Source organism: Arthrobacter sp. 05N429 (assembly GCF_056397045.1).
On sequence record NZ_JBFTMQ010000018.1, the window covers coordinates 25812 to 40435 of the forward strand.

General features: G+C 67.5%; 16 protein-coding genes. 12 read left to right on the forward strand and 4 right to left on the reverse strand.

What is annotated here, in order from left to right; genetic code table 11:
* Positions 1–171 precede the first annotated feature (171 nt).
* From AC1DF4_RS18585 to AC1DF4_RS18610, 6 genes are all read left to right on the forward strand, one after another.
* Positions 172–1263, forward strand: a complete 1092-nt coding sequence (locus AC1DF4_RS18585) for an iron-siderophore ABC transporter substrate-binding protein (protein ID WP_476914256.1) — start codon at positions 172–174, stop codon at positions 1261–1263.
* Positions 1264–1273: 10 nt separating this feature from the next.
* Positions 1274–2347, forward strand: a complete 1074-nt coding sequence (locus AC1DF4_RS18590; protein WP_476914257.1) for a FecCD family ABC transporter permease — start codon at positions 1274–1276, stop codon at positions 2345–2347.
* A complete protein-coding gene (locus AC1DF4_RS18595; protein WP_476914258.1) occupies positions 2344–3450 on the forward strand; it encodes a FecCD family ABC transporter permease in 1107 nt (368 codons plus the stop codon). Before AC1DF4_RS18590 ends, AC1DF4_RS18595 begins: the two co-directional genes overlap by 4 nt.
* A gap of 1 nt (position 3451) precedes the next feature.
* Positions 3452–4288 (forward strand): ABC transporter ATP-binding protein, encoded by an 837-nt coding sequence (locus AC1DF4_RS18600; RefSeq protein ID WP_476914259.1) that lies wholly within the window; start codon positions 3452–3454, stop codon positions 4286–4288.
* A gap of 65 nt (positions 4289–4353) precedes the next feature.
* Complete coding sequence (locus tag AC1DF4_RS18605; RefSeq protein ID WP_476914267.1) at positions 4354–5364, forward strand: siderophore-interacting protein; 1011 nt, start codon at positions 4354–4356, stop codon at positions 5362–5364.
* A 417-nt stretch (positions 5365–5781) separates the two neighbouring features.
* Positions 5782–6618, forward strand: a complete 837-nt coding sequence (locus tag AC1DF4_RS18610) for an SGNH/GDSL hydrolase family protein (RefSeq protein WP_476914260.1) — start codon at positions 5782–5784, stop codon at positions 6616–6618.
* Between the two features lie 29 nt (positions 6619–6647).
* Here the strand turns inward: AC1DF4_RS18610 and AC1DF4_RS18615 are convergent, their stop codons facing one another.
* Positions 6648–6935, reverse strand: coding sequence for a YciI family protein (locus AC1DF4_RS18615; protein ID WP_441405159.1), 288 nt, complete (start codon positions 6933–6935; stop codon positions 6648–6650).
* Between the two features lie 102 nt (positions 6936–7037).
* Here AC1DF4_RS18615 and AC1DF4_RS18620 point away from each other — a divergent pair, with 102 nt between their 5' ends.
* Genes AC1DF4_RS18620 through AC1DF4_RS18630 form a run of 3 tightly spaced genes read left to right on the forward strand, consistent with a single transcriptional unit; the run spans position 7038 to position 10208 of the window.
* A complete protein-coding gene (locus tag AC1DF4_RS18620; RefSeq protein ID WP_476865649.1) occupies positions 7038–7526 on the forward strand; it encodes a MarR family winged helix-turn-helix transcriptional regulator in 489 nt (162 codons plus the stop codon).
* Positions 7527–7575: 49 nt separating this feature from the next.
* Complete coding sequence (gene glsA, locus AC1DF4_RS18625) at positions 7576–9393, forward strand: glutaminase A (RefSeq protein WP_476914261.1); 1818 nt, start codon at positions 7576–7578, stop codon at positions 9391–9393.
* A 53-nt stretch (positions 9394–9446) separates the two neighbouring features.
* Entirely contained in the window at positions 9447–10208 is a 762-nt protein-coding gene (locus AC1DF4_RS18630) for an SGNH/GDSL hydrolase family protein (RefSeq protein ID WP_476914262.1), read from the forward strand.
* On the opposite strand, the gene AC1DF4_RS18635 is transcribed toward AC1DF4_RS18630, so the two are convergent.
* The 3 genes from AC1DF4_RS18635 to AC1DF4_RS18645 all read right to left on the reverse strand — a co-directional run bounded on the left by AC1DF4_RS18635 (position 10205) and on the right by AC1DF4_RS18645 (position 12997).
* Positions 10205–10963 carry an FAD:protein FMN transferase gene (locus tag AC1DF4_RS18635; RefSeq protein WP_476914268.1) on the reverse strand — a complete coding sequence of 253 codons (759 nt, stop codon included), beginning with the start codon at positions 10961–10963 and terminating at the stop codon, positions 10205–10207. The two genes, AC1DF4_RS18630 and AC1DF4_RS18635, sit on opposite strands and share 4 nt — an antisense overlap.
* A gap of 73 nt (positions 10964–11036) precedes the next feature.
* Positions 11037–11561 (reverse strand): FMN-binding protein, encoded by a 525-nt coding sequence (locus AC1DF4_RS18640; RefSeq protein ID WP_476914263.1) that lies wholly within the window; start codon positions 11559–11561, stop codon positions 11037–11039.
* The gene (locus AC1DF4_RS18645; protein WP_476914264.1) at positions 11558–12997 is read right to left on the reverse strand and encodes a ferredoxin reductase family protein; all 1440 of its coding nucleotides are present in this window, start codon (positions 12995–12997) and stop codon (positions 11558–11560) included. Before AC1DF4_RS18645 ends, AC1DF4_RS18640 begins: the two co-directional genes overlap by 4 nt.
* A 482-nt stretch (positions 12998–13479) precedes the next feature.
* Here AC1DF4_RS18645 and rpmB point away from each other — a divergent pair, with 482 nt between their 5' ends.
* The 3 genes from rpmB to rpsN are packed head-to-tail and all read left to right on the forward strand — an operon-like array spanning position 13480 to position 14193.
* Positions 13480–13716, forward strand: a complete 237-nt coding sequence (gene rpmB / locus AC1DF4_RS18650; protein ID WP_011693744.1) for a 50S ribosomal protein L28 — start codon at positions 13480–13482, stop codon at positions 13714–13716.
* On the forward strand, positions 13716–13883 hold the full coding sequence (gene rpmG / locus AC1DF4_RS18655; RefSeq protein ID WP_011693743.1) for a 50S ribosomal protein L33: 168 nt from the start codon (positions 13716–13718) through the stop codon (positions 13881–13883). Before rpmB ends, rpmG begins: the two co-directional genes overlap by 1 nt.
* A gap of 4 nt (positions 13884–13887) precedes the next feature.
* On the forward strand, positions 13888–14193 hold the full coding sequence (gene rpsN / locus AC1DF4_RS18660; RefSeq protein WP_026266887.1) for a 30S ribosomal protein S14: 306 nt from the start codon (positions 13888–13890) through the stop codon (positions 14191–14193).
* Positions 14194–14624: the final 431 nt, after the last annotated feature.

The window sequence follows — 14624 nt, forward strand, 5'->3', positions numbered from 1 at the left end:
GGATCACTTGCAGCCCAAATTCCCCGCCGGGATGCGCCGCAGGTGACCCCGCATTGTTGTTTAAGCGGGACGTCAAGCCCATTTTGGCAATTACGTTACGAAAGGTTTGCTTAATTGCGCCAAGGGTAGGCTAGCCTTACTTAGGTTCGCATCAATGACCTAAGGAATCCCATGCCTCTCCCTGCCCCGAGCACCGCCCTGCCCCGACGCCGATTCCTCCGCGCCACGGGCCAGGCGACTGCTGTCCTGGCCGCCGTCGCCCTCTCGCTGACCGCGTGCTCCACCGGCCCGGCAAGCTCGACCGCGGCAGATGCCCCCAGCCAGTCGGCCAGTTCCGCTTTCCCGGTGACCATCAAGCACGCGTTTGGCGAGACGATCGTCAAGGAACAGCCGAAGCGCGTCGTTACTGTTTCCTGGGTCAATGACGATGTGGCGATTGCCCTCGGCGTGGTTCCGGTAGGCGTCCCGAAGAACGAATGGGGCGGCAACGACCAGGGTTCCACCCCGTGGAAGGACGCCGCCCTCGAAAAGCTCGGCGCCGGGTTCGGTTCCGACAAGGCCCCGGCCCAGTTCTCCGAGGCCGACGGCGTCAACTTCACCGAAATCGCCAAGCTCAACCCCGACGTCATCCTCGGCGCCTACTCCGGCCTGAGCGAAGAGGACTACAAGAAGCTCAGCGAGATCGCCCCCGTCGTGGCCCACCCCGAGGTGGCCTACGGGACCTCATGGCAGGATTCCACCACGATCATCGGCAAGGCCCTCGGCAAGGAAGCCGAAGCCACCAAGCTGGTCGCGGACACCGAGGCCACCATCAAGGACAAGGCCGCGAAGTACCCGCAGCTCGCCGGCAAGACCTTCATCTACGGCAACCTGGACCCCGCGGCCACCGAGAAGATCAGCCTGTACACCGCCAATGACAACCGCCCCCGGTTCCTCAGCTCCATCGGCATGACGCAGGCTTCCGTCGTGGACGAAAACTCCAAGGGATCCAAGGAGTTCTACATCCCGTGGTCCGCCGAAAAGGCCAACGAACTCGACTCGGACATCTTCGTGACCTGGGTCGCCGACGCGGCCGCAGCCGACGCCGTCGAGGCCGACCCGCTGATGGCGCAGATCCCTGCGGTCAAGAACGGCGCCCTCGTCGCGGACACGGACAACACCCTGACGCTGTCCATCTCCGCCTCCTCGCCGCTGAGCCTGCCGTGGTCCCTGGACACCTTCCTGCCGAACCTCGCCGCCGCAGCGGACAAGGCAGCGAAGTAGCCACCGGACCATGAGCCCACTTACGACGACGGCAGCCTCCGCAGCCGCCCGGCCTTCCCCGGCGATCGCCGTGGCCCCGGTCGCCCCCGCCCGGGGCCCGCGCGCGCTCTGGCTGCTGGCCGCCGTCGTCGTACTGGCGCTGGTAACCGCGGCGTCGCTCGCGGTCGGCGCCCGGGGCCTGGCCCTGGAAACCGTCTGGCGGGCGCTGACGCAGTTCGATCCGGCCAGCGGTGACCACGCCGTGGTCCACGCCCGGATTCCGCGCACCGTCCTGGGCCTGCTCGCGGGCGGCGCCCTCGGGCTCGCCGGGGCGGCCATGCAGGGCGTTGCCCGCAATCCCCTCGCGGACCCGGGCATTATCGGCATCAACGCCGGGGCCGCGCTGGCTGTCGTCACCGGAATCTACGTGTTTGGTGTGTCCTCGCTGACGGGCTATATCTGGTTCGCGTTTGTCGGCGCCGCGGCCGCCGCGGTGCTGGTCTACCTGGTCGCGTCGCTCGGCGGGGACGGTGCGACGCCGGTGAAGCTCGCCCTCGCGGGCGCGGCCCTGAGCGCGGGGCTCTTTTCACTGATGAACGTCATCCTGGTGTCCAGCCGGGACACCCTGGACCGTTTTCGGTTCTGGCAGGTCGGCGGGATCGCCGGCCGCGACTGGTCCGTGATCCTCCCGGCCCTGCCGTTCCTGCTCCTGGGGGCCGCGATTGTGCTCGCCACGGGCCGGATCCTCAACAACCTCGCCCTCGGCGACGACATCGCCCGAGGCCTGGGCCAGCGGGTGGGGCCGGCCCGCGGCGTCACCGCCCTGGGCATCGTCCTGCTCTGCGGATCAGCCACAGCCCTGGCCGGGCCGATCGGCTTCGTGGGCCTCGTCATTCCGCACGCCGTCCGCTTCCTGACCGGCCCCGACTACCGCTGGATTCTGCCGTTCTCGCTGATCCTGGCCCCGGCCCTGCTGCTGGCCGCCGACGTGATCGGCCGCGTCATCCTGCTTCCGGGTGAAGTGCCTGCCGGGATCGTGACCGCGCTCATCGGTGCCCCGGTGTTCGTCTGGCTGGTCCGGCGCGGCAAGGGGGCCGGGCTATGACACTCGCCGAAACCAAAACCTCCGTTGACCTATCACTTCCCGTCGCCAAACCCTCGGCTGAGCGACCAAAACTGATAGCGCAACACTGGCGGACGGTGCTGCTGGCCGTCGCCGTCGTGGCGCTCTTCGCCGCGAGCGTGCTCCTGGGCAGCTACACCGTCACCATTCCGGACTTCTTCCGGATCCTGGGCGCGCACCTTACCGGCGGGGAGAAGATCCCCGGCGCCAGCTTCATCGTGATGGAGCACAAGCTGCCGCGCGCCGTCGTGGGAACGCTGATCGGGGCCGCGTTCGGGCTGTCCGGTTCGCTGTTCCAGACCATGCTCCGCAATCCGCTGGCCAGCCCGGACGTGATCGGCATCAGTTACGGCGCCAGCGCCGCGGCGGTGACGGCGATCGTCGTCTTCGGAGCCACCGGCGCCGTGGTTTCGGGGGCCGCCTTCGCCGGCGCTCTGGCCGTAGCCACCCTCATTTACGCCATCTCCCGCAGCGGATCGTTCGGTTCCGGCGGGCAGCGGGGCGACGCCGCCGGCAGCCGGCTGATCCTGGCCGGGGTGGGCATCGCCGCGGCCCTCCACGCCGTGGTGAGCTTCCTGCTGACCAGGACGGACATCCGCACCGCCGCCGACGTCCTGGTCTGGCTCAACGGATCGCTCAACTCCGCCACCTGGGACCGGGCCGGAGTCCTCGGCATCGCACTGCTGGTCCTTGTTCCCGCCGTCGCGCTCCTGGCCGGCCCGCTGCGCATCCTCGAACTCGGTGACGACACCGCCGCCGGCCTCGGCGTCCGGGTGGGCGCGGCCCGGCTGGCCATCGTGATCACCGCCGTCGGACTCGCCGCGGCGGCGACGGCGGCTGCCGGGCCCGTGGCGTTCGTCGCGTTCCTCGCCGGGCCGATCGCGCGCCGATTCGTCCGCAAAGCCAGCCTGCCGGCCTCGGCCCTGACCGGCGTGCTGATCGTCCTGAGCGCCGACTTTGTCGCTGCCAATATCGCACCGCTGCTGCTGGACGGAACGGTCCTGCCGGTCGGTGTCATCACCGGTGCACTCGGCGCCCCGTTCCTGCTCTGGCTGCTCGTCACTTCCAACCGAAAGGACGCCTGAGATGGCCACCCTTCAGACCTCCGGCCTGACGCTGAAATACGATCAGCGGACCGTGATCGAGGGGCTCAGCGCCGGCATCCCCGAGGGCAAGGTGATCATAATTGTCGGAGCCAACGCCTGCGGCAAGTCCACCCTGCTCCGGGGCCTCGCGCGGCTGCTCAAGCCCGCGGCCGGCACCGTCACCCTGGACGGCCGGGACATCCACAGCCGTCCGGCCCGTGAAGTCGCCCGCACCCTGGGCCTGCTCCCGCAACACCCCACGGCACCGGACGGAATCACCGTCCGGGACCTCGTGGGCCGCGGCCGCTACCCGCACCAGGGTTTCTTCCGGTCCCGGCCGGCAGGCGGCTCGGCGCAGGACGAACGCGCGGTCCAGCAGGCGATGGCCGCTACCGAAACGCTGGAACTCGCCGGGCGGAACGTCGACGAACTCTCCGGCGGGCAGCGGCAGCGCGTGTGGATCGCGATGGCCCTGGCCCAGGAAACCGAAGTGCTGCTGCTGGATGAGCCCACCACCTATCTGGACCTCACCCACCAGGTGGAGGTCCTGGATCTCATCACGGACCTCAACCGGCAGCGCGGCACCACCGTGGCGATTGTGCTGCACGACCTCAACCTCGCCGCGCGGTACGCGGACCACATCATCGCCATGAAGGGCGGACGTATCGTGGCCGAAGGAGCCGCCCGGAACGTGGTCACCGAGGAACTGGTCCGCGACGTCTTCGGCCTCGAGTCCCGGGTGCTCCCCGATCCGGTGTCCGGTGCGCCCCTGATCATCCCGCTGGGCCGCCACCACGCTGATTCCCCACAAACCACAACCCTGGAGCTGGTCCCATGACTGCCAAGAACCGCGCAACGGAACATGCCCCGGCGGCCCTCGAGAGCTCGCCAGCCACGGAACCCATGACCCTGGCCTTCGAGGTCCAGGTCACGGCGGTCCAGCAGCTCGGCCCCAACTTCCGGCGCGTCACCTTCGGCGGCTATTCGCTGAGAGACTTCGGCGTCAGCGGCAGCACCCTGGACCTGCGCATCAAACTCATGATCCCCTCGCTGGCCGCCGACGGCACCGCGCTGCCGCTGCCGGAGTTCCGGATGGAGCAGACCGGCTGGTACCGCGAGTGGCTGGCCATGGATCCTGCGACCCGCGGCTCCATGCGCACCTACACCGTGCGGCAGGAACGCCTCGACGCCGTCTACCCGGAACTCGACGTCGACTTCGTGCTGCACTTTGACGACGCCGGCCACGGCGGACCGGCGGCCAACTGGGCCCTCAACGCCAAACCGGGCGACACCCTGACCCTGATCGGACCCAACAACCGGGCTGCGCACTGCGCCACGGCCGAAACCTACTCCGGGATCGAATGGCGTCCGGGCCTGGCCCAGCGGATCCTGCTGGCCGGAGACGAGACGGCAGTTCCCGCCATCAGCGCCATCCTCGAGAGCCTGCCGCCGTACGTCAGCGGCCACGCCATCCTGGAGGTCCCGGAGGCCGGCGACTTCCAGGGCATCACAACAGCGGCCGACGTCGAGATCACCTGGCTTGCGCGCGGCGCGGCGATCGGCCGGTCGCGTCCGCACGGCGAGCTGCTGCAGGAGGCGGTGCGGGCCGCCGTGACGCTCCCGGGCTGGGTGGGGCTCCGCTCGACCCCGGAGCCCGCCGCCGGCCCCGAGCCCGAGGACGTCAACGTGGATCGCGACATCCTGTGGGAGACCCCGGCCCGGATGGACGCCGCTGCGATCAGCGCCAGCCGGAATCCGGACAAGCCCGCCGGGGCCATGCCGTTCTACGCCTGGATCGCCGGTGAAGCGGGCGTGGTCAAGGAGATGCGCCGGTACTTGGTGCGGGACGTGGGGATTGACCGGAAGCAGGTCGCGTTTATGGGGTACTGGCGTCAGGGGAAGGCCGAGCTCTAGGCGACGCTCCCGCAGTTTTTGCCGGTTTCTCTCTAACGCTCCCGCAGTTCCTGCCGGGCTTGCGGCAGCAGCCGCTGCTCCTGCCGGGCTTCCGCCCGGCGCCGGCGCTTTGCCGTCGCTTAGACACCTCCCGCCGCCTCCTTCGGCCGGGGGCGGCCTCTTTCGGCTCTGGTCGGCGATGCGCTCCTTTGCAAAGCACCGGCAGCGGACGTGTGGTTAGGTCCCCTTTGTGCTCCGGCTCCGTCAACTGCAACGCGGGGTCACTTACCGCCCGCCCCCGCCGGGATGGGCCGTAGGTGACTCCGCGTTGTTTCCCTGAAGGCCTCCCGCGGCCTCCGTGCGGTCTGCTTGGGATTGTGTTCCTGCCGTTTACCCCGCTGTCCCCTGCTGGCCGGGTGGGCTGGATACCGTGGGGCCATGGCTGAGAACCTTCTTGCCCCGGGTGCTCATGGGCGGCGCGTTTATGTGGCTCTGGGGGATTCGTTCACCGAGGGGGTGGGGGACTACAGTGCCCGGCTGCCCAACGGGGTTCGCGGCTGGGCGGACCGGGTGGCCGAGCGGCTGGCCAGGGCGGATCCGGGGTGGGAGTATGCCAACCTCGCCATCCGCAGCAAGCGGCTGCGGCACATCATCGCGGAACAGCTGGAACCAGCGCTGGCCATGGAACCGACGCTGGTCACCCTGTACGCCGGCGGAAATGACATCCTGGATATCGGCACCGACATCCACGCATTAATGAAGGACTACGAGTTCCTCGTCGCCAGGCTGGCCGCCAGCGGGGCCACTGTGGTGCTGTTCACCGGTTTCGATGTCCGGGTCTCGGCGCTGCTGGAACCCCTCAAGAGGCGCAACGCCGTCTACAACCAGCGGGTCCGCGAAGTGGCGGCCAGGTACGAGGCCGTGCTGGTGGACTACTGGTGCTTCGATGCCTTCTACGATCCGCGGATGTGGGATTCAGACCGTCTGCACATGTCCAAGGCGGGCCACAAGTATCTCGCCGGCCAGGTCCTGGACCAGCTCGGGGTTCCGCACAAGGTCACGCCCAGGGACTGGGAGCCGCCGGTGAAACTTGGCCTCCGGGACTGGGAACGCCGGCAGCGCCGCTGGGTCCATGACTGGGTCCTGCCGCTGTTCGGGCGCAAGCTTCGGGGCGTCACGCTGGGAGACCAGCTCACCCCGCGCTGGCCGGAGCCGGTCAGGGTCCCGCCAAAGGCCGGATTGAAGAAGCTGACCGCCAAGATCCCCGCTGCCTGAACTGTTCTTCAGCGCGCGGGGCTGCCGGCTCAGCTGTCCAGAAGGTTTTCGTAGCCCGCGGCCACCCGGCTCGCGTGGAACTCCTCGACGTCGAATTCGGCCACACCGTTGACATAGAACGGATCCTTGGCCAGCGAGGCATCCAGGGCGCCGCGGTCCGCGTTGGACAGTAATAACGCCCCTGTGCGCGGTATCTTCCGGCCCGCGACCAAGAAGATGCCCTGGTCGAAGGCATCCTGCAGCCACGTGACGTGGGCCGGGAGATGGAAGTCAACGATCTCTTCGGGGACCTTGTAGGTCAAGGAGACTACATACATACGGTCAGCCTACCGCCTGCCCTCAGGGCACAGACGGGAATCTTTTGTCACAGAATCCTGCGAAGTTGAACCGTCAATCTTCAAGTCTCCTAGACTGTATCCATGACTGACACGCGCTGGCTGAATGCCGACGAACGCCGGGCCTGGCTGGCCCAGGTAAGCATCAACACCCTGCTTCCGGCAGCCTTGGACACGCAGCTGCACCACGCGCGCAAGCTCTCCCTCTTCGACTACAACGTCCTGGCGATGCTCTCCGAGGCCGACGGCCGGTTTTTGCCCATGAGCGAACTGGCCGCGCGCACCAGCGCCTCCCTGTCGCGGCTCTCCCATGTGGTCACCAAGCTGCAGACCCGCGGCTGGGTGGAGCGCCGTCCGCACCCGGGGGACGCCCGGGTCACGACGGCGCATCTCACCGACGCGGGGATGGAGACCATCGTGGAGCTGGCCCCGGGCCACGTCGAGGCGGTCCGCTCGCTGTTCCTCGACGCCCTGAGCGAGGACGACGTCGCCGACCTCGCCCGGATTGGCGAGAAGATCGTGGGCCGCCTGGACAAGGACCACTGGATCCTGCGGGAGAGCAAGCAGGCCTAGCGGCCGCCCCAACGCCCCGCCCCACACGGCGTCGCCTAGTGTTGGCACTATGGAATCGCCGATCGACAGCTACCTGCGCCGGATCCACGCCGAGATCGCCCAGCTCAAGGACGGCAAGCCCTACAGCACCATCCCGGCCATGGCCAACGTGGATCCGGAGAACTTCGGCATCGCCCTCGCCACCGTGGACGGCACGGTGTACGAAATCGGGGACACCCGCGAGGAATTCACCATCCAGTCCATCTCCAAGCCCTTCACCTACGGGCTGGCCCTCGAGGACCTCGGCAACGAGGCAGTCGACGCCAAAGTGGACGTGGAACCGTCCGGAGATTCCTTCAACGAAATCTCCCTGGCCGAAGGAACGGGCCGGCCCGCCAATGCGATGATCAACGCCGGCGCCCTCACGGCCACCTCACTGATCAGGGGTTCCGGCGGACAGTCCGGTTTCAAACGGATCCTCAGCACGTATTCCGCCTTCGCTGGCCGTCAGCTCTCGGTCAGCGAGAGCGTCTTCGAATCCGAACTCAAGCACGGGCACCGCAACACGGCGCTCGCGTACCTGCTGCGCTCGTTCAACATCATTGAAGAGGACCCGACGCCGGTCCTTGAGGACTATTTCCGCCAGTGCTCCGTCCTGGTGAACTGCTTCGACCTCTCCATCATGGCCGCGACCCTCGCCAACGGCGGCCGGAATCCGCTCAGCGGCAAACAGGTGCTGGGGATCGGCCCGGTGGAGCGCGTGCTGTCCGTCATGATGACGTCCGGCATGTACGACGACGCCGGTGCATGGATCAGCAGCGTGGGCATGCCGGGGAAGAGCGGTGTGGCCGGCGGGATCATCGCAGTGCTGCCCGGCCAGGTGGGCCTGGCCGTCTACTCGCCCCCACTGGATGAGCACGGCAGCAGCGTCCGCGGCCTCGCCACCGCCCAGCGCCTCTCCCGGGACATGGAACTGCATTTCGTCCGCGCCGCCCGTACCGGCCGGTCCGCGATCCTCGCCGCATACGACGTGACCGAGACACCCTCGGGCATCCGCCGCAATGACGAGGCCGCGGACGTCCTCCGCGGACACGGCCACCGTGCCCGCGTGATCGAGCTCAACGGCGACCTGCTCTTCGCCGGAACCGAGTCCATGGTCCGGGAACTCAGCAGCCTTGAGGACGACGTCGAACTGGTGGTCCTGGACCTGCGCCGCACCGACCAGGTGAGCGAGGTTGCCCTGCGCATGCTGGAATCGGCGCGGAAGGGACTCTCCGGCGCCGGCCGGGAGCTGGTGCTGATCGAGGCTGACGGGTCGGTGGCCGAAAGCCTGGGTCCGTCCGCCAAGCACCCAGTGGCGTCCTTCTCGAGCCGTAACGCCGCCGTCGAATACTGCGAAAACCGCCTGCTGGAACGCTACGGGAACCGGATGCTGCTGCCGGACCACGTGCCGGTCACCGCGTCGCCCGCCCTGTCGCCGCTGGACGCGGCCGATGCCGCCGCGCTGGAAGCCCTCATGACCCCAAAATCGTTCGACGACGGCGACGTCATCCGCCGCGTCGGGCTGCGGTTCGGCGGGGTCTACTTCATCACCCGAGGCAAGGTCAGCAGCACCTCCCCGGGACCCAGCGCAGCGCGGGTCAAACTCAACACCCTCAGCGCCGGCATGACGTTTGGCGAGCTGGCCCTGGGCAGTGGCAGCCGGCAGGAGACCACGGTCCGGGCCATGGGGCCGGTGGAGCTTATGGTGCTCAGCGCGGAGGCAATTGCCGAGCTGGAAAGCACGAACCCGCGCCTGGCCATCGCCCTTTGGAAGGCCCTGACCCGGGACGCGTACACCCGGGTGGAGCAGTACCTGCGTGAATCGGCGGTGCGGATCCGCGAGTAGCGTCCGGCTGCCCTGCTTTGTTTGCTTGGGGCAACTGCTGGCAGACTGGAACCATGGATTTCACGTCCCGTTATGTAGCCCTTGGAGATTCCTTCACGGAAGGCGTCGGCGACGACGACGCCACCCGCCCCAACGGTGTCCGGGGCTGGGCGGACAGGGTGGCCGAGCAGCTCGGCGCCGCCGATCCGGGCTTCGGGTATGCGAACCTCGCCATCCGCGGCCGGAAGATCCGCCAGATCATGGCCGAACAGATCGATGCCGCCGTCGCCCTGAATCCCACCGTCGTAAGCATCTACGCCGGGGCGAACGACATCCTCCGGCCCAAGGTCGACATCGACGACCTCCTGGTGGACTACGACGCCGGCATCCGCAAGCTCAAGGCCACCGGCGCAACCATCGTGATGTTCACCGGTTTCGACTCCCGCGGCTCGAAGATCTTCGGCACGACGCGCGGCCGCACCGCCATCTACAACGAACTGGTCCGCGGAATCGCCGGGGACCACGGCGCCCTCCTGGTGGACTACTGGCGCTTCAGCGAGTACTACGACTGGGGAATGTGGGCGACCGACCGGATGCACATGTCCCCCGCCGGCCATGCCAACATGGCCAAGCGCGTCCTCACCGTCCTGGAGCACGACCACTCGATCGACGTCCCGCCCATGACCCCCGTACCGGAGCTGGGCCGGGCAGAAGCACTCCGCGCCAACGCCCGCTGGGTCCGCGAGTTCGCCGGACCGTGGGTGGTCCGCAGGGTCACGGGTAAGTCATCCGGGGACGGCCTGACGCCGCGTTACCCCCGGCTCACCCACCTCTAGGCCCGGAATCCCGGCGTCGCGAGCAGTTCCCCGCTGCCGAGCACGGCAAGCACTTCGATTTCCCAACTGTCCGTGGCCCAGTTCAGCATAGGCCTCCCGCCGGCTACGATGGCCGTCGCCAGCACGTCCGCGGTGACGATATCCAAGGCTGCCACCGACACCTGGCGGAACTCGGAGCGGCGGAATTCCGTGCGGCCGACTCCGGCCCGCCAGATGTGGTCCCCACGCTCCGCGGTCCCGGACGTCGCCAAGGCGGCGAAGCGGCCCGTCCCGCCCAGGGGGAAGCCCGAGAGCAGCGCCCCGCGATCCAGCGGGTCCACGACGCCGGCCAGCCACGGGGACCCGGTTCCCGGCGCCGGCGAACCGCTCACCAGCACATCGCCCCCGGCGTTCAGGCACCAGTCCTCGACGCCGATGTCCTGCAGTGCCGTCGCTGCCTGGCCGATCGCGTAACCCTTGATGATTCCGGAGAGGTCCAGCACGCCGTCGGGCCGCTCGGGGGTGAAGCACCCCTCGGTCAGCAGCCCCCACCCGGTGGCTTCCGCAAAGCGGGCACGGAAGGGCGCCGAGGCCTCCCGGAGCGTGACCTCGCCCGTGGCCAGCCGGCTCGCCTCGGAATCCGGGCGGTAGAGGCTGAACATTTCGTCCAAGCCGGCGAACACGCGTTCGACGGCGGCCGTGGCGCCTTCCAGGACCTGGCCGTCGTCCAGCGGCGCTTTGCCAACCGGCAAGGCGAGACTGATGACCGTCCCCATGCACTGGAAGGTCCTGCTCCTCAGGGCGGGGAAGTTGGGGGCACTGTGCGCCGGGTGCCCGGCGGGCGAAGGCTTAAAGGTTGGCTGCATCGAGGGCTCCCTGGAGCGAGGTTAGATAGGCGGCACTGGTGACGGTGGCACCACTGATCGTCCGGACCTGGGCGGACTGGGCCTTGATGACAGCGGCACGCAGCAGCGGCGCTGCCCGGTTGCTGATTTGCACGGACTTGCGGTCGTCGTCGGTCAACTGCAGCGCCGTGACGTCCGTGATCGCACCGGCCTTCACGGTGATCTGCACCTGAACGGTGCCGAAACGGGTCTGGACCGCACTGCCGGCGAACGTTCCGGCGGCCTGCGCCGCGGCCCCGGCGCTGCCGGCTGTTCCCGAGGAACCAGAGGATCCGCTGGATCCCGACGATCCGCTGGTACTGCTCCCTCCCGTACCGGACGACGTCCCGGACGCTGCCCCGGACGAAGTGGCGGCTGACGTTGCCGCCGCCGTGCTCCCCGTCTCTGCGACGTGCGCGCCGGACTGCCAGCCAGCCAGAAGGATCCCGGCGGAGGCCAATGCTGCTGAAGCCGCTGCTCGTATTCTCACCAGTCGAACCTTTCGTAGTGGAGTTGTTCTTCGCGGGCACCGGCCGCGCGGGCTGCAGTGATCACGCTGCGTGCCCAGGCGTCCGGGCCGCAGATATAGACGTCGGCGTCGGCAATGTCCGGGGCGTAACTGGCCAGTCGGTGTCCTGAATGAACTGCCGATTCCGGCAGCCAGCTGTGTTGGCCCACGGTCCGGGGGCCGGTGAGGTGGAACAGGGTCGCCCCGCGGCGGCGGCAAAGTTCCAGGACTTCGTCCCCCAGATAGAGTTCCGCCTCGCTGTGGCCGCGGAGAAGCACCGTTGCGTTGCCCGGTTCGAAGGGAGTGCGCTCCAGCAGGGCCCGGATCGGGGTGATTCCGATGCCCGCTCCGATCATCACGACGCGTTCCCGGCTGCGGGCGGCCGTGCTGAAGAGCCCGTAGGGTCCCTCTATGGCCACCCTGGTCCCGGGTTTCAGCCGTGCCAGCTGTGCCGAGCCGCGGCCGAGATTGCGCACCGTGATCCGCAGCCTGCCCCGGCCCGAGGAATCGAACAGCACGGGTTCCGTGGAGAGGCTGAACGGGTGCGGATGCCACCACATCCCCGGGGCGAGGAATCTCCAGATGAAAAACCGGCCGCCGCTGCCCGTCAGTTCGTCGAGGTGGTTCCCTGTCAGTTCAATGCTGACGACGCCGGGAGCCTCCGGGACGACGCGGCTCACCCTTAGCTGGTGCCGGGCCGTGGCCACCAGCGGCTCCAGCACGCGGTAATGGGCGAGGGCAGCGCCGGTGGCGATACAGATCGCGAGCCAGTACCAGCGCTGCCAGGTGCCCTCGGCAAAGAGGCCGCCGACGCTGAACTGGTGCGGGATCGCGGTCAGCACGGCCGCGTAGGTCAACAGGTGGACGACGTACCAGAACTCGTACGGCAGCCGGCGTCGGACCGTCACCACAGACGTGACCACGACGGCGATGAACAACCCGATGGACACGATGGCGAGCCACATATCGGGGACCAGGACCCAGAGCGCCACGAGCTCACCGACCGGATTGAGTCCTTCAGTCATGCCGTAACCGATCGCGACCAGGGCTCCGTGCGCGAGGAGCAGGTAAAGCGACGGTTTGCCGAGTTTCCGGTGGAGTTCAAGGGCGCGGTCATGCCCGACAGCGCCGTCGATCAGCGGAGTACGGGCCACCAGCAGCAACATCAGCAGGACCAGGTCCATGCCGACAAGGCCGGCGACGATCCCCAAAGCGGTGAAAGAGCCGGCGGGCGTCGAGAAGCCGGCGGCGCCGCCGTCGGCCAGCCACAGCGCAACGGCAAAGGACACCGAAGCCCACGCAATCACGGTTAACAGGTCCGCCCGGAGCAAGCGGCTCCGGGCCTGGCGGCGGAACGGCGGCCCCACGGGCGTCCGGTTCCGCGTTGCCGGCACAGCCAGCTGGAGAGAGGAGTTCATGGCTCCACGGTCCGCCCGGCGCCTATCAATTGGCTGTGAAACCGCTAGGGCGCCGTTGTGACTTCGGTCCGGACCCGCGGTCGCCCCTTATACACCGCCGGATACCGGATTGGCCTTTAATTCGTCAAGCTCGTAGACTTGGTAGGCGCTAGGTGGCGCGGAGCGTGTGCAATTGCTCCGGTTGGCGGGATCTGTCTGCAATATTGGCAGTCCTGAAGGCCGGTAGTTAGGGGCTCAAGTTGCGTGCACTCCTGTATTCGCCCAGCATCCCGGTACTACGCAGTGGCTTTCCGAAAGGTTCCGCCGCCCCGTGACCGTGGCCCACAAATCTTCGCCCCAGTGTTGAAGGCAGCCGGTTTACGCCGTATGCCTACGCATTGCGGGACTACCGAAAACCTGTGGGAGCTGGATGCGAACGCCGCCTGTCGCACGGTTACGCGGGAACTCCGCAACCGTTTCATTTATTTTTGAGGAGAGTCGTCATGGCAGCACACTGCCAGGTGACCGGAGCCGAGCCGGGCTTTGGACACAGCATTTCGCACTCGCACCGACGCAACAAGCGTCGGTTCGACCCGAACATCCAGAAGAAGCGCTACTGGGTTCCGTCCCTGCGCCGTAATGTCACCCTGCAGGTCTCTGCACGTGGCATCAAGACCATCGACGTGCGTGGCATCGACGTAGTCGTAGCCGCCATCCTGGCACGAGGAGTGAAGCTCTAATGGCTAAGGACAAGGACGTACGTCCGATCATCAAGCTCAAGTCGACCGCGGGCACGGGTTACACCTACGTGACGCGTAAGAACCGTCGTAACGACCCGGACCGTATGGTTCTGAAGAAGTACGACCCCCGCATCCGCAAGCACGTCGAATTCCGAGAGGAGCGCTAAACACATGGCTAAGAAGTCAATGATCGCTAAGAACGAACAGCGTAAAGTCATCGTCGAGCGTTACGCTGCAAAGCGCCTCGAACTGAAGAAGGCTCTGGTTGACCCCAACTCGACCGACGAAGTTCGCGAAGCCGCTCGCCTCGGCCTGCAGAAGCTGCCCCGCAACGCCTCACCGGTACGTCTGCGTAACCGCGACATCATCGATGGCCGCCCGCGCGGTACCTTCCAGAAGTTCGGCATCTCCCGTGTTCGCTTCCGCGACATGGCTCACCGCGGTGAGCTCCCGGGCATCACGAAGTCTTCCTGGTAATTCAGCACTCCTGAAGCCAGTGGCTTGAAGAGGGGCCGGCAACCATTTGGTTGCCGGCCCTTTTCGCGTTTAGGGCCGGACGGCGGGCGGCGGCCCCGCTGCTGGGCGGCAGTCGGGCGCAGGCCGGGACAAGTGACGCACCGCACAAAAGCCCTGGGTTGTGGTTTTGGCCGGCGGGGGGCTTGTTGGGGTGCGGGGTTCCGTGTGGTGGCGGGGTTTTTGGGGGTGTGGGTGGGGTGGTGGGGGTGGATTTGTGTGGGGTGCTGGGGGCGTGTATTGTTATTCGAGTCGCCGCCGCTGATGCGGAAAGATAGCGACCGACCCCCTTCTGAACAGCCTGAAAAATGGTTCGCTGATTAGCGTGCCGGATTAGGGTGGGGTTCCTGCTGGTGGAGTTGTGAGTCGCGGAAACGCTGATTTGCTTTGGCTCC